This window comes from Streptococcus sp. oral taxon 061 (assembly GCF_964211575.1).
GTDB lineage: Bacteria > Bacillota > Bacilli > Lactobacillales > Streptococcaceae > Streptococcus.
Genome location: NZ_CAXOQQ010000004.1, coordinates 13,539 through 33,138, shown reverse-complemented (window position 1 = coordinate 33,138; position 19,600 = coordinate 13,539). Strand labels below are relative to the sequence as shown.

Sequence of the window (19,600 nt, the reverse complement as noted above, 5' to 3'; positions counted from 1 at the left end):
TCTATTCTACACTATTCTCCTAAAAATTCAAGTATTATTTGTAATTTTCTGAAAATTTTACTTATAAAAAAATCAGTCACTAGGACTGATTTTCTTCTTAATTATCTTTTTCTTCTTTAAAGACTTCTTTGAGGAAGGCATCGAAAACTTCTTCGTCTGAAATAGTATCTGAGATAAAGCTTCCATTACTTGTGCGCTCTGATAGATTCAAATCTTGCAGAATTGCTTCATAAATCGTTCCATTATTTGATTGGATAACCAGAGTTTGTTCTCCGTCTTCCACTTCGGTGCTAAAGAGATCTCCAACAAATCCTTGTTCAGAAACTGCACCGGCCAAGAAGACGCGATGTGGTTTACTCTTCAATTCTCTAAGAACTTGAAGACCACGCTTAGCACGACTGGTTGCTGGAATTTCCTCTGTTGAAACACGTTTCAAACTTCCACGTTGCGTTAACAGATAGAAGGATGAAGTATTGCAGATAAAGGCAGATTGAAGCTCATCATCTGCTTTCAAGTTCATGGCTTTGACCCCTGCAGCCTTAGCTCCTACAACTGGAACCTCTTCGATATTAAAGCGAAGAGCATAGCCATTTTTACTGATTAATAGAACATCATCAAGCTTGATTGGTGCAACCGCTACAATTTGATCACTATCGTCTTTCAACTTAGCGAACTTAACAGATTTAGAACGGTAGGTTCTCCATGGAGAGAATTCTTTACGTTCTACACGTTTGATTTGTCCAAGGTGAGTCGCTGCAAAGTAGGTTGTCGCATCCTCAAACTGATCCACAACTTCAACATAGAGCACTTCTTCATTGGTTTCAAAGTTGGTAATCGTTTGACTCAAGTGCTCCCCGATATCCTTCCAACGAATATCTGCTAATTCATGGATAGGGCGGTAGATGACATTTCCTAGGGTTGTAAATATCAAGAGATGTTGAGTAGTTTTGACAGATTGTACAAATAGTAATCGGTCGTCATCTCGTTTCCCAATCTCCTCTAAGGTCGAAGCTGCGAAAGAACGAGGACTAGTACGCTTGATGTAACCTGCCTTCGTCACGCTAACGTAAGTATCTTCTTCAGCGATTAGACTAGCTGTATCAATCTCGATGACTTTTGCTGTATCTTCTAAAGTACTCAAACGTGGAGTCGCAAATTTCTTCTTGACCTCACGAAGTTCTTTCTTCATGAGATTGTACATGGTTCGTTCGTCACCGATGATAGCCGCAAGCATAGCAATCTTTTCACGAAGTTCTGCTTCTTCTTCCTGCAAGACAACAACGTCTGTATTGGTCAAACGATACAGTTGCAAGGTAACGATTGCTTCAGCCTGTTCTTCGGTAAATTCATAGCTGACCTTGAGGTTTTCCTTTGCATCAGCCTTATTCTCAGAAGCACGAATAAGGGCAATGACTTCATCCAAAATCGAGATAACGCGAATCAAACCTTCCACGATATGGAGACGTTTTTCAGCCTTTTCCTTGTCAAAGCGAGAACGCGCCAAGATAACTTCACGACGGTGGGCGATATAACTAGACAAGATTGGTACAATTCCAACCTGGCGAGGCGTAAAATTGTCAATCGCAACCATGTTGAAGTTGTAGTTGATTTGCAAGTCAGTGTACTTGAAAAGGTAGTTGAGAACAAGTTCCGTGTTCGCATCTTTTTTTAGTTCTATAGCGATGCGAAGACCATCACGGTCAGACTCATCCCGAACCTCAGCGATACCTGCCACCTTGTTATTGACACGAACTTCATCGATTTTCTTGACCAAGTTAGCCTTATTGATTTCATAAGGAATCTCAGTGATAACGATTTGTTCCTTACCACCTTTTAACTTCTCAATTTCAGTCTTGGAACGAACGACCACGCGCCCTTTACCAGTTTCATAGGCCTTCTTGATTTCGTCACGGCCTTGGATAATGGCACCAGTAGGGAAATCTGGCCCAGGCAAGAATTCCATCAACTTATCTACGTTGGCAGTCGGATGATCAATCATGTAGACTGTCGCATCGATAACTTCAGACAAATTATGCGGTGGAATATCTGTGGCATAACCAGCTGAAATCCCGGTTGAACCATTGACTAAGAGGTTTGGAAATGCTGCTGGTAAGACAGTTGGCTCTTTCTCCGTATCGTCAAAGTTCCAAGCAAAAGGAACTGTCTTTTTCTCGATATCCTGAAGAAGATAGCCTGCAATCTCAGACAAACGGGCCTCTGTATAACGCATAGCCGCAGGTGGATCTCCGTCCATGGAACCATTGTTACCATGCATTTCAACCAGAATCTCACGGTTTTTCCAGTCTTGAGACATACGGACCATGGCATCATAGATAGAATAATCTCCGTGTGGGTGGAAATTACCCATGATGTTTCCGACAGACTTGGCTGATTTACGATAACTCTTATCAAAAGTATTGCCATCCTTATTCATCGAATAAAGAATACGGCGCTGAACCGGCTTCAAGCCATCACGAATATCTGGCAAAGCTCGGTCTTGAATGATATATTTGGAGTAGCGACCAAAGCGCTCTCCCATGATGTCCTCAAGGGACATATTTTGAATGTTAGACATAATAATTCTCTTTTTATTTTTCTGTTTAATAATAATTAGAAGCCAAGCCTCTCTTTAGCATACTTAATCATCTTTTCAGCCACTTCCTTATCATAGTCAAAGCCCATCTCATTGGCTAAATCTTGCGCTTCTCTATGAAAGAGACTCATAGTAGCCAATAAAGACTGACTGATTTTCTCTATACTAGATAGATCAAGGAGTGCATAGAACTCCTTCTCCTTCTTTGCAGGCAAATAGTGAAAGAGATACTTGTAGTTTTTTCCGATATCAACTGCTCCCCTATCACTTGCTACCTGCCAAGCTAAGATTTTCAAGAGTTCTTGCTGACAAATACCGTAGAGATGGTCTGTCGCATAGATGACTTGCTTACGACAAATGCCCTTCACTACATATGCGGAAACCCACCAAAATTCATTGCAGACTTTTTTAAAATCCTTCTCAGTAGCTAGACTTGTCCAGTAGCGCTGAGGATTTGGAGAATAAGGCGTAAACAAGCCCATAGTGTCCTCTAGCACCGTGAAATCCGCTTCGCTTTCTACCCACTCCTTGATATACTCTTTAGGACATAAAGTCAAATCTATACGGTTACCATCTTCAAAGAGCATGAGATAGAGACGGCGATGGCCTAGGATATTATGTTGCTCAATGATACGTGTACCAAACTGGTCCAACCAAGCAAGGTCACTCGTTAGATTATCTAAATTATCTACGACATAGACAACATCATAGTCTTGAAATTTATCTTTTTGGGCTTTTGAATCAGTCCGTGAACCAGATAGAGCCACAGCATCAACTTGTAACTTTTTAGCTGTTTCTAAAATCAGTTCAAGCATTTCCTGGTCAGTTCTCATGTGGTTCTTCCTCAGTGGTCTCTATGTTCTGAATAACAGCATCTTCTTTTCTTTGCTGAAGAAGCTTTTGAACTCTTTTTCTTTCTAACTCTCCGACTATAAATTGGATAATTGAACTGATCCCAAAAAGTGGTAATAGAAATAGAATTCCCATTTCTTCAGTCAGCATTAAAAAGAGGAAGTTAATAATCGAAAATATTGCTAAAAACCAGGCATTTATCTTAAGAAATTTTGAGTAACCACTAGGATAATGTTTGAGATGTTTATTGCTCTTATAAATAGCTGTGAATCCAAAAGCAAGGCTCACTGGTGTAAAAATATAAAAGTCAAAAACATAGAAGAGCAAACCTGCATAAGGATTAGACCTTAAAGGGTTATCAAATAAAAAGACACCTGTTGTTACTATAGTTAGTAGTAAGAATTCAAGAAAGCGAATTTTTTCAGGTTTTCCTGGTTTAGCAATCATATACGTAACTGCTCCTAGAACCAGGACTATCACAAGAAAAGGAGTATCGAACAAAACACTTATCATGATGTATACCTCTTTTAGAGAGCAAAAATTATTTAGAAGAATGATTTAATTAAATTAACCCTTGAGCTTGACGCCATACATCATAAGACTCGATATCCGTTTTAACCATTGTTATACAAAATCCTACAACAGCCATATCATCCAAGTAGCCTATACCTGGTAAGAAATCTGGAATCAAATCTATCTGAGATAAAAGATAAATTAATGCACTTAAAATAGCCAAAATAGTTCCATAAGGAACAGTCGTATATTTGCCTTGAACATAATTCTTCACTAAGGAAATCATAACTGGAACCATCGATAATTGTTCACCAACATTTGGTATTTCCTTAATTTTTTGCTCTAAATGATACAAAAAATCATCTAATTCATCTTTATCGTTTAATAAGGCCTCAGATTGCGCATAGCCACTTTCAAGAGCTTCTTTAACTTGCTCTTCACTTAGATTTTCAGACATATTTGGTCCTCCATTTGTATTTATATCCTAATTTTAAAACACAGTCGCTTCTTCTAGCGTAAATTTGACATTATCTTCAATCCACTTACGACGTGGTTCAACCTTATCACCCATTAAGACATTGACACGACGTTCTGCACGTGCCAAGTCTTCAATCGTGACACGGATTAGGGTACGAGTTTCTGGGTTCATAGTTGTCTCCCAGAGTTGGTCCGCATTCATCTCACCAAGACCTTTATATCGTTGGAGGGTAGCTCCTTTGCCAAACTGCTTGCGGAGTTCTTCTAGCTCACCGTCCGTCCAAGCATAGGCCACTTCTTCTTTCTTGCCTTTTCCTTTGGACATCTTGTAAAGAGGCGGAAGGGCGATATAGACATGTCCTGCCTCGACTAGCGGACGCATGTAACGGTAAAAGAAGGTCAAGAGAAGAGTCTGGATGTGGGCACCGTCGGTGTCGGCATCGGTCATGATAATGATCTTGTCATAGTTAGCATCTTCAATAGAGAAGTCTGCTCCCACACCCGCACCGATAGTATAAATCATGGTATTGATTTCTTCATTTTTGAGGATATCTGCCATCTTGGCCTTGGCTGTATTGATGACCTTACCACGAAGAGGCAAAATAGCCTGGAACTTACGATCACGGCCTTGTTTGGCAGATCCACCGGCAGAATCACCCTCGACTAGGTAGAGCTCGTTCTTAGCTGGATTTTTAGACTGGGCTGGCGTTAATTTACCTGAAAGCAATCCCTTGTCTTTCTTATTCTTTTTGCCATTACGGCTCTCATCACGTGCCTTACGAGCTGCTTCACGAGCATCACGCGCCTTGATAGCTTTACGAATCAGATTTGAAGCTAATTCCCCATTTTCCATAAGGAAGAAGGTCAGTTTTTCAGCAACAATGCTATCAACAATCGGGCGAGCTAGTGGACTTCCAAGTTTGTCCTTGGTCTGTCCCTCAAACTGGAGGTGTTCTTCCGGAACTAAGATAGAAAGAACGGCCGCTAATCCCTCACGATAGTCTGAACCTTCAAGGTTTTTATCTTTTTCCTTGAGAAGACCTGTCTTACGAGCGTAGTCATTCATGACCTTGGTAATGGCAGACTTGAGTCCTGTCTCGTGCGTTCCACCGTCCTTAGTACGAACGTTATTGACAAAGGACAAGATATTATCTGAAAATCCATCATTGTACTGGAGGGCTACTTCTACTTGGAAACCATTGTCTTCCCCTTCAAAGTATAGGACTGGCGTCAAGGTTTCCTTGTCTTCATTGAGGTAAGAAACAAAGTCTTGTACCCCGTTCTCATAATGGAACTCTATCGCTTCATCTGTTCGTTTGTCTGTCAATGACAAGGTCACATTTTTCAAGAGGAAGGCTGACTCATTGAGTCGTTCTGAAATGGTATTGTACTTAAAGTCTATCGTAGAAAAGATACTGGCATCTGGCATGAAGGTCACTTTGGTACCTGTCTTAGACTTAGGTGCAGTTCCAACCTTTTCTAAAGTGGTAACTGGCTTGCCTCCATTTTCAAAACGTTGTCTATAAACTGCTCCATCACGAGTAATTTCTACCTCTAACCAACTAGAGAGGGCATTGACGACAGAAGATCCAACCCCGTGGAGACCTCCTGATGTCTTATAACCACCCTGACCGAATTTTCCTCCGGCGTGAAGGATGGTAAAGATAACCTCAACCGTTGGAATTCCCATAGCGTGCATTCCAGTCGGCATTCCACGTCCGTGGTCTTGAACCATTAAACTTCCGTCTTTATTAATAGTCACATCGATCCGGTCACCAAATCCAGACAAGGCCTCATCGACAGCATTATCGACGATTTCCCAGACAAGGTGGTGGAGACCAGCACCGTCGGTCGATCCGATATACATCCCTGGACGTTTACGGACCGCATCCAACCCTTCTAGCACCTGAATGGCATCATCATTATAATTGTTAATATTGATTTCCTTTTTTGACACAAGGAACCTCCTATTTGTTCATCTTTACTATTTTACAGGTTTTCTAGGGATTTTGCAAAGTTTTTCTAATTGTAGATTCCTATTGTCTAATCTTTCAATAACAAGATTTAAGATTTCAGATGTCACAATTCCAGACAAGATTCCTTACGTTTCTCTCCTAATTCATGGTATAATAGAAACATGATGACAATAGTATTATTAATTTTAGCTTATTTATTGGGTTCAATTCCTTCAGGCTTGTGGATTGGACAAATATTCTTTAACATCAATCTAAGAGAACATGGATCTGGTAATACTGGAACGACCAATACCTTCCGAATCTTAGGCAAAAAAGCTGGAATGGCAACCTTTGTAATTGACTTCTTTAAAGGTACTTTGGCCACTTTACTTCCACTAATCTTCCATGTGCAGGGAGTTTCACCTCTAGTCTTTGGCCTTTTAGCTGTGATTGGGCATACTTTTCCAATTTTTGCAGGATTTAAGGGAGGAAAGGCTGTCGCAACTAGTGCTGGAGTCATTTTCGGATTTGCTCCTCTATTTTGCCTCTATCTAGCAGTTGTCTTCTTTGGAACTCTATATCTAGGAAGCATGATTTCTCTCTCTAGTGTTACTGCTGCTCTCGCTGCTGTACTTGGGGTGATCCTCTTTCCGCTTATCGGTTTCCTACTGCCAAGTTACGATTTATTATTCGTAGCGATTATCCTAGCTCTCGCAGGTTTAATTATTATCCGCCACAAAGATAATATCAATCGTATTCGTAATAAAACAGAAAATCTTGTTCCCTGGGGCTTAAACCTCACACACCAAGAACCAAAAAAATAAAACGTCAGTTTCAACTGACGTTTTTTTATGTTATTTAGACTTGATATAGTTGATACCATCTGCCTTCGGCGCAACAGCTTTACCAAAGAAGGCTGCTAGGACGACAATAGTCAAGAGATATGGTGCGATTTGCAAGTAAACGGCTGGTACTCCTTGCAAGAATGGAAGCTGAGAACCGATAACTGCCAAACTTTGTGATAGCCCAAAGAAAAGACTTGAAAGCATAGCACCAACAGGATTCCATTTACCAAAGATCATGGCTGCAAGAGCGATAAATCCAGGTCCTACGATAGTTGTAACTGAGAAGTTGACGGAGATTGACTGAGCGTAAATAGCTCCACCAATTCCTCCAAGGAAGCCTGAAATCACTACTCCAAGATATCTCATCTTGTAGACATTGATACCCAAAGTATCTGCTGCTTGTGGGTGTTCACCAACTGAACGAAGGCGAAGTCCAAAGCGAGTCTTAAAGAGGATAAACCAAGCTAGGAATGAGAAAGCAATTGCTAGGTAACCTAGTAGACTAGTTGACTTGAAGAAGATATCTCCGATAACAGGGATATTAGCCAATACCGGGAAGTCAAAACGACCAAAAGTTTGCGTTAAGTTATCCGTTTGTCCCTTATTATAAAGCACCTTCACCAAGAAAACCGCCAAGGCTGGCGCCATCAAGTTCAGCACAGTACCACTGACAACATGGTCTGCACGGAAATGAACTGTAGCTACTGCGTGAATGAGCGAGAAGATAGCTCCTACTAATCCACCAACTAGAAGAGCTAACCAAGGAGTTAATGCTCCCAAATCTTGAGCAAATTCAAGGTTAAAAACAACTCCAGAAAAGGCACCCATGACCATGATTCCTTCAAGACCAACGTTAACAACTCCACCACGTTCTGAGAAAACTCCTCCGATACTTGTGAAAATAAGTGGTGCTGCGTAAATCAACATCGAAGAAACCATAAGGGTTAACATTGTTGTAATCGACATCCTTATTTACCTCCTTTAAGTTGCTTTCTTGGTTTGACAAAGCGTTCGATGATGTAGTGAACGCTGACAAAGAAGATAATTGAGGCTGTAACGATACTTACAAGCTCAGATGGTACTTGTGCAGCATTCATACCAGGGGCTCCAACTTGAAGAACACTGAAAAGGAAGGCTGCAAATAGAATTCCAACTGGTGAGTTTGAAGCAAGTAGGCTTACTGCCATACCGTTAAATCCGATTGCCAATGATGAACCTTGAACATAAACGTTTTGGAAGGTACCAAGTCCTTCTACTGCGCCACCAAGTCCTGCAAGGGCACCAGAAATAATCATTGATAGAATAATGGTGCGTTTCGCTGAAATACCTGCGTATTCAGAAGCATTTGGATTGAGACCAACTGCACGGATTTCAAAACCAAGAGTTGTTTTCTTGAGCAAGAACCAGATAACTGCAACTGCTATGATAGCAAAGAAAATTCCAATGTTCATACGAGAGTTTCCAGTTAACTCAGCAAGCCATGGTGTCTGATAGGTTGCATTTGCACTTACTCGAATGGATGAGTCAGTACTTTGCATGATTTCTTTAGGGAAGTGATGAATAAAGGCATTTCCTACATAAAGAACAATGTAGTTCATCATGATGGTTACAATAACTTCAGATGTCCCAAGGTAGGCTCTTAAGATACCAGGAATAGCACCAACGATCCCTCCTGCAACTAAGGCAATTACAATCGTCGCAAGAATCATCAATGGTCGTGGCAAATCTGGGAAAGAGAGAGCGAACCAGCCACTCATAATCCAACCTGCGAGAGCTTGTCCTGGAAGACCAACGTTAAAGAAACCAGCACGACTTGCAACTGCAAATCCAAGGGCAATCAGAATTAAAGGTCCCATAGCACGGAAGATTTCACCGATTCCACGAACACTACCAAATGCTGTGTAGAACAGTTCTTCATAGCCCCAGATAGCATCGTAGCCGAAAATCCACATGACGATGGCTCCGAGTAGAATTCCTAAAATAACAGAAATCAAAGGAACCGAAATTTGTTGTAATTTTTTAGACATCACTCTTCTCCTTTTCCAATTCACCACCAGCCATCAAGACACCAAGCTCTTGCTTGTTGGTTGTTTCTGGTGTTACAATCCCTTGAATCTTACCATCATGGATAACAGCAATTCTATCAGAGACATTTAGAATCTCATCTAGTTCAAAGCTGACTACAAGGACAGCTTTCCCATTATCACGTTCTTGAATCAAGCGTTTGTGAATATACTCAATGGCACCGACGTCCAAACCACGAGTAGGTTGACTGACGATTAGGAGATCAGGATTTCGGTCGACTTCTCGAGCGATAATTGCTTTTTGTTGATTTCCTCCAGAAAGAGCTGATGCTGGAACAATCTCACTAGCAGCCCGCACATCGAATTCTTGCATTAACTGTTTAGCGTACCCGATGATATTGGTGTAATTTAAGATTCCCTTCTTGCTAAGAGGTTCCTTATAGTAGGTTTGAAGAGCGATATTTTCAGAAATCATCATTTCTAAAACTAAACCATCACGGTGGCGATCTTCTGGAACGTGGCCTACACTCATTTCTGTAATTTGACGAGGGTGTAAACCTACGATAGACTGGCCTTTCAACTCCACGCTACCAGACTCAATCTTACGAAGACCAGTGATAGCTTGGATTAATTCAGATTGACCATTTCCATCAATACCGGCAATTCCGACAATCTCACCAGCTCGAACATCGATTGAGAGATTTTTAACAGCAGGAACACCACGGTTTTCGTTTACTACTAGGTCTTTAATAGACAGAATAACTTCTTTAGGTTGAGCTTCCTGTTTCTCAGTTTTAAAGGAAACAGAACGTCCTACCATCATCTCAGCTAAGTCAGCATTAGTCGCACCAGCAATCTCAACTGTTTCAATAGATTTACCACGACGGATAACTGTAACACGATCTGATACAGCACGAATCTCATCCAACTTATGGGTAATCAAGATAATTGATTTACCTTCTTTAACCAAGTTCTTCATGATAGCCATCAACTCATCAATTTCTGATGGCGTCAAAACAGCAGTAGGTTCGTCAAAGATAAGAATATCAGCTCCACGATAAAGTGTCTTTAGGATTTCAACACGTTGTTGAGCGCCGACAGAGATGTCTGCAACTTTGGCAGAAGGATCCACAGCAAGACCATAACGTTCAGACAACTCATTGATTTCTCGAGTTGCACGAGCAATATCTAGCACACCATTTTTGGTCAATTCACTCCCCAAAATGATATTTTCAGCAACAGTGAAAGCTTCTACCAACATAAAGTGTTGGTGGACCATCCCAATTCCTAAGCTAGCCGCTTTTGATGGCGAATCTAGCTTTACAACTTGACCGTTGACCACAATTTCACCACTAGTTGGTTCTAGAAGCCCCGCTAGCATGTTCATAAGAGTGGACTTACCAGCTCCATTTTCTCCTAAAAGTGCATGAATTTCACCTTTACGAAGTTCAAGGTTAATCTTGTCGTTAGCGACAAATTCACCAAAAACTTTGGTAATTTCACGCATCTCAATGACATTTTCGTGTGCCATGTGCTCTTCCTTTCAGAATTATATTTTATTTCAATAAAACCTGCTAAAGAAACTTAGCAAGCTCTATTGAGACAAAACCATTTGTCTCAATTCTTAAAGAAGCGGCCACTGGCCGCTTCCTAAGAAATGACTTCCTTCAATTATTTTTCAGGAACTTTGATGCTACCATCAAGGATTTTAGCTTTTGCATCTTCAACAGCTTTTTTACCTTCTTCAGAAAGGTTTGTCACTGCCAAGTCAACACCTTTATCCTTCAATGAGTAAACGATAACTTGACCACCAGGGAATTCACCTTTTTCAGCCTTGTTTGAGATGTCTTTAACTGTTGTTCCAACTTGTTTCAATGTAGAAGCAAGCACGAAGTTAGCTTCTTTACCGTCTTTAGAAGTGTATTTACCTTCATCAACTTGGTCACGGTCTACACCGATAACCCAAACTTTTTCGTCTTCATTTTTACTTTCGTTCAATGATTTAGCTTCAGAGAAGACACCAGCTCCAGTACCACCAGCTGCTTGGTAGATAACGTCTGCACCTGCAGCGTATTGGGCTGCAGCGATTGTTTTACCTTTAGCCGCATCACCAAATGATCCAGCATAGTCTACTTGAACCTTGATAGATGGGTCAACTGACTCAACACCAGCTTTAAAACCAGCTGCGAAACGAGAAATAACTTCAGATTCCATACCACCTACAAAACCAACTTGTTTAGTTTTTGTAGTTTTAGCAGCTGCAACACCTGCAAGGTAAGCTGCTTCGTTGTCTGCGAAAGTAACGCTAGCAACGTTCTTTTGATCTTTAATCACATCGTCAATCAAAACATAGTTTTTATCTGAATGTTCTTTTGCTGCTTCTTCAACAGCGTTGTGAAGGGCAAAACCAACACCAAAAATCAAGTTGTAGCTTCCAGCTGCTTGGTTCAAGTTGTTAGCGTAGTCAGCTTCACTTGTTGATTGGAAGTAAGTGTAACCATTGTCTTTTGAAAGGTTGTGTTCTTTACCCCAAGCTTGAAGACCTTCCCAAGCTGATTGGTTAAATGATTTATCATCAACACCACCAGTATCTGTAACGATAGCTGCTTTAGTCTTCACATCAGAAGAAGATGAAGCTGCGTTACGAGAAGAGCGATTACCACATGCAGCAAGTCCAAATGCTGCTACTGCAACTAGACCAAGGCCTAGCCATTGTTTCTTGTTCATTTCTGAACCTCCTAAATAAGATGCGCAACTAAGTTGCAAGTATGGATTGATTGGTCACAAGGACCCTTGCCACTCAGAGAGTGACACAGACTATTGCAAGTCTGTAAAAGAATATGGAAGTAATTCCCCGACCGTCATCTCGACCGTCGTTTTATCTTTGGCAACTAGAGTCACCTTTAGATCTGGTTTAAAAAATTCGACCATAACTTGGCGACAAGCACCGCAAGGCGAAATTGGTTTTTCAGTTTGACCATAGACAATCAATTCTGAAAAGTCTCGTTGTCCTTCAGAGACCGCCTTAAAGATCGCAGTCCTTTCGCCACAGTTGGTCAAGGGGTAGCTAGCATTTTCAATGTTAACCCCTGTATAGATACTTCCGTCCTCGGCTACCAAAACAGCGCCAATCGGAAAATGTGAGTATGGAACGTAAGCTTTTTTACTAGTTTCAATCGCTAATTCAATCAACTCAGTAGTCGCCATCAGCTAATTCTCCTTTTAAGATTGCAACACCAGAAGATGTTCCAATTCGAGTAGCTCCTGCTTCAACAAAGGCAACTGCATCTGCATAAGAACGAGCTCCACCAGCTGCTTTGACCCCCATATCAGGACCAACTGTCTGACGCATTAATTGAACATCTGGCAAAGTTGCTCCACCTGTTGAGAAACCTGTAGAAGTCTTGACAAAGTCTGCACCAGCTTTTTGAGCAAGTTGGCAAGCCAGAACTTTTTCTTCATCCGTTAACAAACAAGCTTCAATAATAACCTTAACAAGTTTGTCTCCACTTGCTTCAACAACAGCTTTAATGTCTGTCTCAACTAATGAAAGATTTCCTGATTTTAGTGCACCAACGTTGATAACCATATCAATTTCGTCAGCACCATTTTGGATAGCTTCTTTGGTTTCATAGGCTTTGACAGCTGAAGTTGTAGCTCCAAGAGGAAAACCTACAACTGTACAAACCTTGACATCAGTATCTGTTAGACCAGCTTTTGCATGCGAAACCCAGCAAGGATTCACACAAACACTGGCAAAATCGTACTCACTTGCTTCAGATAGCAAACGATCGATTTGTTGTTCAGTTGCATCTTGCTTTAAAAGCGTATGGTCAATGTATTTATTTAATTTCATTTCGGATTTTCCTTAAATTAGGAGATAATTTCGATGATTTCACGCGTTTTAAGCGTTTCATCACTTATTTTAATTTTAACATATTTTTGGAAATCTGTAACTAGTTCCGGAGAAATTTTGCCATTTGCATATACTTTTGCGACAATTTCACCTTTTTTGACTGATTCTCCAACTTTCTTCTCAAAAACAATTCCTGTCTCATAATCAAGAGCATCTGTTTTGACTGCACGACCAGCACCTAATTTCATAGCGAAAAGACCGAACTCCATGGCTGGCAGTGCCTCAATAACACCATCTTCCTGAGCAGGAATTTCTACCACATGATCAACTGTTACAGGTCGATAAAGATCTTCTAAATCTCCACCTTGAGCGAGGACCATCGCTTCGAATTTCTTGAGGGCCTGCCCATTTTCAAGATGTTGCCTTACTTCCTCGACTGTTTTTTCAACATTTGCCAGAGAAAGCATAATCTGGGCTAACTCACAGATAAAGTGACTAATATCCTCGCGTCCTTTACCCTGAAGAATTTCTAGCGCTTCTAGAATTTCCAAGCGATTCCCAATGGCACGTCCCAAAGGTTGACTCATATCCGTAATGACTGCTACTGTCTTGCGACCAACAGCTTTCCCGAGATTCACCATGGTTTGAGCCAGTTCACGCGCTTCGTCGACTGTCTTCATAAAGGCACCTTCACCGACAGTAACATCCAGCAAAATAGCATCCGCTCCAGCTGCAATCTTTTTACTCATGACAGAACTAGCAATCAAGGGGATGGTATCAACTGTTGCTGTCACATCACGTAGTGCATAGAGCAACTTATCCGCTTTGACTAATTGGTCAGATTGACCAATAACTGAAACACCAATATCTTGGACTTGTTTGATAAAGTCATCCTGACTGCGTTCGACTTGAAAACCTTTGATAGATTCTAATTTATCGATTGTTCCACCAGTATGTCCTAGACCTCTACCACTCATCTTGGCAACTGGTACGTCAAAACTAGCTACCAAGGGTGCTAGGATTAAAGTTACCTTGTCACCAACACCACCCGTAGAGTGTTTATCAACCTTGATACCTTCAATAGCAGATAAATCAAATTCCTGACCTGTCTTGACCATGTTCATAGTCAAATCGGAAATCTCTCTAGTGGTCATACCTTTAAAATATACAGCCATAGCAAAGGCTGACATCTGGTAATCAGGAACAGTTCCTGCCACATAGCCTTCAACCAACCATTGGATTTCATTGGAACTGAGTTCTTGTCCATCTCTTTTTTTCTGGATTAGATCTACTGCTCTCATTCTTTCACACTTCTAAGGATATAATATCCCTTGTCTTTCTTCACGACCTCACAATTACCAAAGACTTCTTCCATCTTGTTTTTGGCACTAGGAGCTCCTTGTTTTTTCTGGATGACAATGGTCAAATCTCCACCATCCATAAGATAATCAATACTGTTCTCGATGATTTCATGAACGACCTGCTTGCCTGCACGAATGGGCGGATTCGAAATGACATGATCGAATTGACCTTCTACCTGCTCATAAATATTGGACTGGAAGATAGTCGCTTGAACCTTGTTTTTTACTGCATTTTGCTGGGCTAAATCCAGGGCACGATTATTGATATCCACCATGGTCGCTTGGGCACCATAAGCTTTAACCAAAGACAAGCCTATTGGACCGTAGCCACAACCAACATCAAGGATTTTTTCATCTTTCTCAACATCCAGACATCTTAACAACAGCTGACTTCCGAAATCAATCATTTTTTTGCTAAAGACACCAGCATCTGTCAAAAAGGTCATCTTTTGCCCAAGTAGCTCAACTCTAAGTTCATGAACATCATGGGCTGCATCTGGATTTTCTGCATAATACATTTTACTCATAGTTTCATTTTACCATAAAATTTAGATATTTTAAATCGTTTACACGGTCTATACCATCTAAGGCCCTAAGAAGAGATAACCTAGGAACATACTAATAAAAAATGAAAATAGACAAGCTAGACCAATCAATATCATCCACCATTTTCTTGTTAAAATGGCGAGAATCAAGTAAATAAAACCAATAATTGGTAGCAAAAATAACAAGACAAAGGCAGACCAACTATAGGTTTGACTTCCTAAACTCACAGTAAACTCAATCAAAGTCGGAGATAACCACAGAATCACAACCAGTAAGCTAGTCAGTTTTAGAATTTTATCACTCACTACTAGTCTCATAACATCACCTCTTTTGATGGCTATACTACTTATATTTTAACAAAGAAAACGCTTTTTCTCAAATGATCCAGATGTCTTTCTCTGTAAATTATGGTATACTGAGTTATCAAACGAGGATATTTTATGACGAACGAATTTTTGCATTATGAAAAAATCAGCCGAAGAACCTGGCAATCTTTGCACCGTAAAACAACCCCACCTTTAACTGAGGAGGAATTAGATTCAATTAAGAGTTTCAATGACCAGATTAGTTTACAAGACGTAACTGATATTTACCTGCCGCTAGCTCATCTGATTCAAATCTACAAACGCTCCAAAGAAGACCTAGCCTTTTCAAAAGGGATTTTTCTCCAAAGAGAGAGTAAAAATCAGCCTTTTATTATCGGAATTTCAGGTAGTGTCGCTGTTGGCAAATCAACTACTAGCCGACTCTTACAAATTTTGCTTTCCCGTATTTTTCCAGAAGCAAGTGTTGAATTAGTGACAACTGATGGATTTCTGTATCCTAACAGTATCTTAAATGAGCGAAATATCCTAAACCGAAAAGGTTTCCCTGAGAGTTATGATATGGAAAGCTTGCTCGATTTCCTTGATCAACTTAAAAACGGTCAGGATGTAGATATCCCCGTTTATTCTCACGAAATCTACGATATCGTACCTGATAAAACACAAAGAGTCCAAGCAGCGGATTTTGTCATCGTAGAAGGTATCAACGTCTTTCAAACACCACATAACAGCCGTCTTTATATTACAGACTTCTTCGATTTTTCAATCTATGTAGATGCTGCAGTCGAGGATATCGAGAGCTGGTATTTGGACCGTTTCTTGAAACTTCTTAGCTTTGCACAAGATGATCCAAACAACTATTACTATCGTTTCACCCAGCAACCAATCAGTGAAGTCAAAGATTTTGCCCATCAGGTTTGGACAAGTATTAATTTGACCAATCTACAAAACTACATTGAACCAACCAGAAATCGGGCTGAAGTTATTCTTCACAAATCTAAAAATCATGAAATTGATGAAATTTATTTAAAAAAGTGATTTCCCCTTGTCAAAATAATAGTTTTCAGATATAATGGTATAGTTAGTAAATATGGAGGTAAGAACATTGGCAAACATTAAATCAGCTATCAAACGCGCTGAATTGAACGTTAAACAAAACGAAAAGAACTCAGCTCAAAAATCAGCTATGCGTACTGCTATCAAAGCTTTTGAAGCAAACCCATCTGAAGAACTTTACCGTGCTGCTAGCTCAGCCATCGATAAAGCAGAAACTAAAGGTTTGATCCACAAGAATAAAGCTAACCGTGATAAAGCACGTCTTGCAGCTAAACTTGGTTAATATTTAACTGGATACAAAATGAGCTCTTCGGAGCTTTTTTTGTACACATTTTTCTGGAGGTTATCATGAAAATTGCTATTATAGGATATTCTGGCTCAGGTAAATCTACTCTGGCTGAAAAACTTTCCAGCTACTACTCCATTCCTAAACTCCATATAGACCGATTGCAATTTCAGCCTGGGTGGCAAGATAGCGATCGCGATTGGATGTTAAAGGAGATGAAGACTTTCCTTTCTAAACATGAGGATTGGGTTATCGACGGCAACTATACATGGTGTAGCTACGAGGAAAGAATGGAGCAAGCCGATCAGATTATCTTTTTAAACTTCTCAGCATGGAATTGTTTAGCAAGAGCCTTTAAACGCTATCTAAGATACAGAGGAAAAGTTAGAGAAAGTATGGCAGACGGTTGTCCTGAACGTTTTGACTGGGAGTTTATCCGCTGGATTCTTTGGGATGGACGTAACTCTTCTCATAAAGACCATTATAAACAAATCTGTTCAGACTATGCTGACAAGGTAACCATAATCACTAATCAAAAAGAACTAGATGGCTTTCTTCATAAAAAAGAGGTTTCCTGTTAAGGAAACCTTTTTTCTTATTCTGCAATTAAAGTCTCTAGACCAACCTTCATCATATCAGTAAAGGTATTTTGGCGTTCTTCAGCGGTTGTATCCTCATCTGGATTAACCAAACTGTCTGAAATAGTCATGATGGCAAGGGCATCAACATGGTGTTGGGCAGCAAGATAGTACAGAGCTGCTGCTTCCATTTCGACAGCCTTCACACCCCATTTACCAAGCTCGATGTTCTTTTCACCATAGTTTGAATAGAAAACATCTGATGACAAGACATTCCCGACGTGTGTCGTCATACCAAGGTTTTTGGCAATATGGTAAGCCTTGTCTAGCAAGTCAAAACTTGCGATTTGTGGGAAATCGTATTGAGGCCAATCGTTGCGGATGATGTTTGAGTTGGTTGCAGCTGCTTGAGCCAAGACCAATTCACGGACGTGAACATCCTCATTCAAAGATCCAGCCGTTCCCACACGGATCAATTCCTTTACTCCGTAGTCGACAATCAACTCACGCGCATAGATAGAGATCGATGGCATTCCCATCCCAGTTCCCATGACAGAAACACGGTGACCCTTGTAGGTACCAGTGTAACCAAACATGTTACGAACTTCGTTAAAGCAAACAGCATCTTCAAGAAAATTATCAGCGATAAATTTCGCACGAAGAGGGTCCCCAGGAAGGAGAATTTTATCAGCAATTTCACCCTGCTTAGCAGCAATATGGATAGACATAATATAAGATACCAAACCCGTCAAAAAGCGAAGGGAAAATAGGAGTTGGGCGCAGTGAGCGATGCTCGCTAGACCAACTATCTTTTTCCCACTGCTTTTAGGGTGGGTTCAATTCCTTTCTTTTTTAATTTTGATGATTTAGAGGAGAGTAACTCGTATTCAGTTCTGCGAATACGGTTAACCCTTCCTTTCTGTGTGTATTTTTTGTTTAGAAAAGTTTTCCGCATGTGTTCAAATCTGAACACATGCTCTACCTTTCTTTATTAAATGATATTGATTATAAATTTAAAATATATTTTGGATTAGAAAAAATAGAGTATTCTTATTAAGTTTCTTTTATCCTTGTCTTTGGTCGTAAGTATTTCTCCCAAGGGATTCGGTCCAGCACTTTAGCAAAACCAAATGCCAAGTAAGCATTCACCAAAAGAAAAGGTATAGCCTCTAATGATTGACCAGTGAAGCCCATTACCAATCCAGTTGCAGACAAGGGAGCCTTCAAGGTCACTGCTAAAAAGCAAACCGAACCTAATAGCATGACTGCTGGCTGGTTGCCACCTCCAAGAATCATAGTCAGGAGTGCAGCTCCTGCCATCCCCAAGGCAAAAGATGGGGTCAAGGTACCGCCATAGGCACCTGCCCAAAGGGTGACTAAAACGACCACGGCTTTCAAGATAAATAAGAGGATTACCGTCTTGGCATTACTGCCGTTTAAAATTTCCTGAGCCATCATACGCCCATTACCAAGTAGATGAGGCAAATGGCTAGCCAATCCAACAAGGAAAAGGAATGTTACAGGCAGAGTATAGAGTATCCGCTTGTCCTTTATTCTCTTTGAAGAAACTTGTTTGTTGAAGCGACTAAAAAGCCAAGCGAGTGGAGTCAGGAAAAGAACTAATAAGGGAACAAGCCACACATCACCTAGTGGCCAAGTCAGAGCTGGAATCTGGTAGAGAGCATGATCTGAAACAACAAAGCCTGCTGTAAAGGCTGATACATATGTAGTCAGACCGACCAAGAAAAAACGTTTGACAGATAAAGCAATTCCCAAGGTTTCAAAAACGAAAAACACACTCGTTAACGGAACCTGATAGACAGCTGCTAAACCCGCACCAGCTCCACAGGCAATGAGAAAGATTTGGTCCTTCACGGAGAGAGAAAAAATATTGGCAATAGGTCTTGCAAATAAAGCTCCAATCTCCCGTGGCGCAGCTTCCTTACCGATAGGCGCTCCTCCTCCAACTGCAACAATCTGCCAAATTGAATGAACTAACTGTTTTAAAAAATGAAGTTTGTATTGTAATGTTTCATCTTTCATCTGCGCTTTGATGGAAAAAATCTTTGCTTTTCTTTGCAAGAAATACCAGACCAAGGCAGAACTGACACCCACGATGATTAAACTGAAGCCTATTCGTGATGTGGCAACCCCATCTGTCAAGAATCCAGTGTTATGTTCTGTCTGACCAAAAGCAATCCCTTCAACCAGCTCTAAAAGATAATGGAGCAAAATTCCGAATATACCTGTAACTAGCCCAAGCATGATGACCGCTAGGACTAATTTGAGGTTATATGGGATCTTCTGAAGACTCCTCCTCAACTCATGTATCATG

Annotated in this window: 19 protein-coding genes and 1 pseudogene; 4 read left to right on the top strand and 16 right to left on the bottom strand. The window is 40.6% G+C overall.

What is annotated here, in order from left to right:
- Positions 1 to 97: 97 nt before the first annotated feature.
- The 5 genes and pseudogenes from parC to parE all read right to left on the bottom strand — a co-directional run bounded on the left by parC (position 98) and on the right by parE (position 6,392).
- On the bottom strand, positions 98 to 2,575 hold the full coding sequence (gene parC / locus AB8E63_RS03985; RefSeq protein WP_368910052.1) for a DNA topoisomerase IV subunit A: 2,478 nt from the start codon (positions 2,573 to 2,575) through the stop codon (positions 98 to 100).
- A 35-nt stretch (positions 2,576 to 2,610) separates the two neighbouring features.
- Positions 2,611 to 3,426, bottom strand: a complete 816-nt coding sequence (locus AB8E63_RS03980; RefSeq protein WP_368910051.1) for an aminoglycoside 6-adenylyltransferase — start codon at positions 3,424 to 3,426, stop codon at positions 2,611 to 2,613.
- A complete protein-coding gene (locus tag AB8E63_RS03975; protein ID WP_368910050.1) occupies positions 3,416 to 3,892 on the bottom strand; it encodes a hypothetical protein in 477 nt (158 codons plus the stop codon). Before AB8E63_RS03975 ends, AB8E63_RS03980 begins: the two co-directional genes overlap by 11 nt.
- Before the next feature lie 190 nt (positions 3,893 to 4,082).
- Positions 4,083 to 4,184, bottom strand: a pseudogene (locus tag AB8E63_RS03970) (YkvA family protein); the annotation flags it as partial.
- Positions 4,185 to 4,448: 264 nt separating this feature from the next.
- Positions 4,449 to 6,392 carry a DNA topoisomerase IV subunit B gene (gene parE / locus AB8E63_RS03965; protein WP_368910049.1) on the bottom strand — a complete coding sequence of 648 codons (1,944 nt, stop codon included), beginning with the start codon at positions 6,390 to 6,392 and terminating at the stop codon, positions 4,449 to 4,451.
- Positions 6,393 to 6,572: 180 nt separating this feature from the next.
- On the opposite strand from parE, the gene plsY reads away from it, so the two are divergent.
- Entirely contained in the window at positions 6,573 to 7,214 is a 642-nt protein-coding gene (plsY, locus tag AB8E63_RS03960; protein WP_368910048.1) for a glycerol-3-phosphate 1-O-acyltransferase PlsY, read from the top strand.
- A 30-nt stretch (positions 7,215 to 7,244) separates the two neighbouring features.
- Here the strand turns inward: plsY and AB8E63_RS03955 are convergent, their stop codons facing one another.
- From AB8E63_RS03955 to AB8E63_RS03915, 9 genes are all read right to left on the bottom strand, one after another.
- On the bottom strand, positions 7,245 to 8,201 hold the full coding sequence (locus AB8E63_RS03955) for an ABC transporter permease (RefSeq protein WP_045615115.1): 957 nt from the start codon (positions 8,199 to 8,201) through the stop codon (positions 7,245 to 7,247).
- 2 nt (positions 8,202 to 8,203) lie between these two features.
- Positions 8,204 to 9,262, bottom strand: coding sequence for an ABC transporter permease (locus AB8E63_RS03950; protein ID WP_368910047.1), 1,059 nt, complete (start codon positions 9,260 to 9,262; stop codon positions 8,204 to 8,206).
- The gene (locus AB8E63_RS03945; RefSeq protein ID WP_368910046.1) at positions 9,255 to 10,790 is read right to left on the bottom strand and encodes an ABC transporter ATP-binding protein; all 1,536 of its coding nucleotides are present in this window, start codon (positions 10,788 to 10,790) and stop codon (positions 9,255 to 9,257) included. The genes AB8E63_RS03950 and AB8E63_RS03945 overlap by 8 nt, the downstream gene beginning before the upstream one ends.
- A gap of 140 nt (positions 10,791 to 10,930) precedes the next feature.
- Positions 10,931 to 11,986, bottom strand: a complete 1,056-nt coding sequence (locus tag AB8E63_RS03940) for a BMP family protein (RefSeq protein WP_281137327.1) — start codon at positions 11,984 to 11,986, stop codon at positions 10,931 to 10,933.
- Positions 11,987 to 12,076: 90 nt separating this feature from the next.
- Positions 12,077 to 12,466: a cytidine deaminase gene (locus AB8E63_RS03935; RefSeq protein WP_320693384.1), complete on the bottom strand. Its 390-nt coding sequence runs from the start codon at positions 12,464 to 12,466 to the stop codon at positions 12,077 to 12,079.
- Entirely contained in the window at positions 12,453 to 13,115 is a 663-nt protein-coding gene (gene deoC / locus AB8E63_RS03930) for a deoxyribose-phosphate aldolase (RefSeq protein WP_368910043.1), read from the bottom strand. The genes AB8E63_RS03935 and deoC overlap by 14 nt, the downstream gene beginning before the upstream one ends.
- Positions 13,116 to 13,132: 17 nt before the next feature.
- A complete protein-coding gene (locus AB8E63_RS03925) occupies positions 13,133 to 14,416 on the bottom strand; it encodes a pyrimidine-nucleoside phosphorylase (protein WP_368910042.1) in 1,284 nt (427 codons plus the stop codon).
- Entirely contained in the window at positions 14,413 to 15,003 is a 591-nt protein-coding gene (locus AB8E63_RS03920) for a class I SAM-dependent methyltransferase (RefSeq protein ID WP_368910041.1), read from the bottom strand. The genes AB8E63_RS03925 and AB8E63_RS03920 overlap by 4 nt, the downstream gene beginning before the upstream one ends.
- A 57-nt stretch (positions 15,004 to 15,060) precedes the next feature.
- Positions 15,061 to 15,339 (bottom strand): 1,4-dihydroxy-2-naphthoate prenyltransferase, encoded by a 279-nt coding sequence (locus AB8E63_RS03915; protein WP_368910040.1) that lies wholly within the window; start codon positions 15,337 to 15,339, stop codon positions 15,061 to 15,063.
- Between the two features lie 123 nt (positions 15,340 to 15,462).
- Here AB8E63_RS03915 and coaA point away from each other — a divergent pair, with 123 nt between their 5' ends.
- From coaA to AB8E63_RS03900, 3 genes are all read left to right on the top strand, one after another.
- Complete coding sequence (gene coaA / locus AB8E63_RS03910; protein ID WP_368910039.1) at positions 15,463 to 16,383, top strand: type I pantothenate kinase; 921 nt, start codon at positions 15,463 to 15,465, stop codon at positions 16,381 to 16,383.
- A gap of 52 nt (positions 16,384 to 16,435) precedes the next feature.
- Complete coding sequence (gene rpsT, locus AB8E63_RS03905) at positions 16,436 to 16,684, top strand: 30S ribosomal protein S20 (RefSeq protein WP_029689886.1); 249 nt, start codon at positions 16,436 to 16,438, stop codon at positions 16,682 to 16,684.
- Between the two features lie 65 nt (positions 16,685 to 16,749).
- A complete protein-coding gene (locus AB8E63_RS03900) occupies positions 16,750 to 17,268 on the top strand; it encodes a DNA topology modulation protein (RefSeq protein WP_368910038.1) in 519 nt (172 codons plus the stop codon).
- Positions 17,269 to 17,282: 14 nt separating this feature from the next.
- On the opposite strand, the gene deoD is transcribed toward AB8E63_RS03900, so the two are convergent.
- A complete protein-coding gene (deoD, locus tag AB8E63_RS03895) occupies positions 17,283 to 17,993 on the bottom strand; it encodes a purine-nucleoside phosphorylase (protein WP_368910036.1) in 711 nt (236 codons plus the stop codon).
- Between the two features lie 325 nt (positions 17,994 to 18,318).
- The gene (locus tag AB8E63_RS03890) at positions 18,319 to 19,599 is read right to left on the bottom strand and encodes a chloride channel protein (protein ID WP_368910034.1); all 1,281 of its coding nucleotides are present in this window, start codon (positions 19,597 to 19,599) and stop codon (positions 18,319 to 18,321) included.
- Position 19,600: the final 1 nt, after the last annotated feature.

Excerpts from the sequence above, each read along its gene's own strand:
- deoC (WP_368910043.1), bottom strand. The coding sequence starts at position 13,115 with ATGAAATTAAATAAATACATTGACCATACGCTTTTAAAGCAAGATGCA.
- AB8E63_RS03945 (WP_368910046.1), bottom strand. The coding sequence starts at position 10,790 with ATGGCACACGAAAATGTCATTGAGATGCGTGAAATTACCAAAGTTTTT.
- AB8E63_RS03890 (WP_368910034.1), bottom strand. The coding sequence starts at position 19,599 with ATGATACATGAGTTGAGGAGGAGTCTTCAGAAGATCCCATATAACCTC.
- AB8E63_RS03920 (WP_368910041.1), bottom strand. The coding sequence starts at position 15,003 with ATGAGTAAAATGTATTATGCAGAAAATCCAGATGCAGCCCATGATGTT.
- parC (WP_368910052.1), bottom strand. The coding sequence starts at position 2,575 with ATGTCTAACATTCAAAATATGTCCCTTGAGGACATCATGGGAGAGCGC.
- AB8E63_RS03975 (WP_368910050.1), bottom strand. The coding sequence starts at position 3,892 with ATGATTGCTAAACCAGGAAAACCTGAAAAAATTCGCTTTCTTGAATTC.
- AB8E63_RS03955 (WP_045615115.1), bottom strand. The coding sequence starts at position 8,201 with ATGTCGATTACAACAATGTTAACCCTTATGGTTTCTTCGATGTTGATT.
- AB8E63_RS03915 (WP_368910040.1), bottom strand. The coding sequence starts at position 15,339 with ATGAGACTAGTAGTGAGTGATAAAATTCTAAAACTGACTAGCTTACTG.
- AB8E63_RS03980 (WP_368910051.1), bottom strand. The coding sequence starts at position 3,426 with ATGAGAACTGACCAGGAAATGCTTGAACTGATTTTAGAAACAGCTAAA.
- AB8E63_RS03900 (WP_368910038.1), top strand. The coding sequence starts at position 16,750 with ATGAAAATTGCTATTATAGGATATTCTGGCTCAGGTAAATCTACTCTG.
- rpsT (WP_029689886.1), top strand. The coding sequence starts at position 16,436 with ATGGAGGTAAGAACATTGGCAAACATTAAATCAGCTATCAAACGCGCT.
- AB8E63_RS03940 (WP_281137327.1), bottom strand. The coding sequence starts at position 11,986 with ATGAACAAGAAACAATGGCTAGGCCTTGGTCTAGTTGCAGTAGCAGCA.
- AB8E63_RS03950 (WP_368910047.1), bottom strand. The coding sequence starts at position 9,262 with ATGTCTAAAAAATTACAACAAATTTCGGTTCCTTTGATTTCTGTTATT.
- AB8E63_RS03925 (WP_368910042.1), bottom strand. The coding sequence starts at position 14,416 with ATGAGAGCAGTAGATCTAATCCAGAAAAAAAGAGATGGACAAGAACTC.
- deoD (WP_368910036.1), bottom strand. The coding sequence starts at position 17,993 with ATGTCTATCCATATTGCTGCTAAGCAGGGTGAAATTGCTGATAAAATT.
- coaA (WP_368910039.1), top strand. The coding sequence starts at position 15,463 with ATGACGAACGAATTTTTGCATTATGAAAAAATCAGCCGAAGAACCTGG.
- plsY (WP_368910048.1), top strand. The coding sequence starts at position 6,573 with ATGATGACAATAGTATTATTAATTTTAGCTTATTTATTGGGTTCAATT.
- AB8E63_RS03935 (WP_320693384.1), bottom strand. The coding sequence starts at position 12,466 with ATGGCGACTACTGAGTTGATTGAATTAGCGATTGAAACTAGTAAAAAA.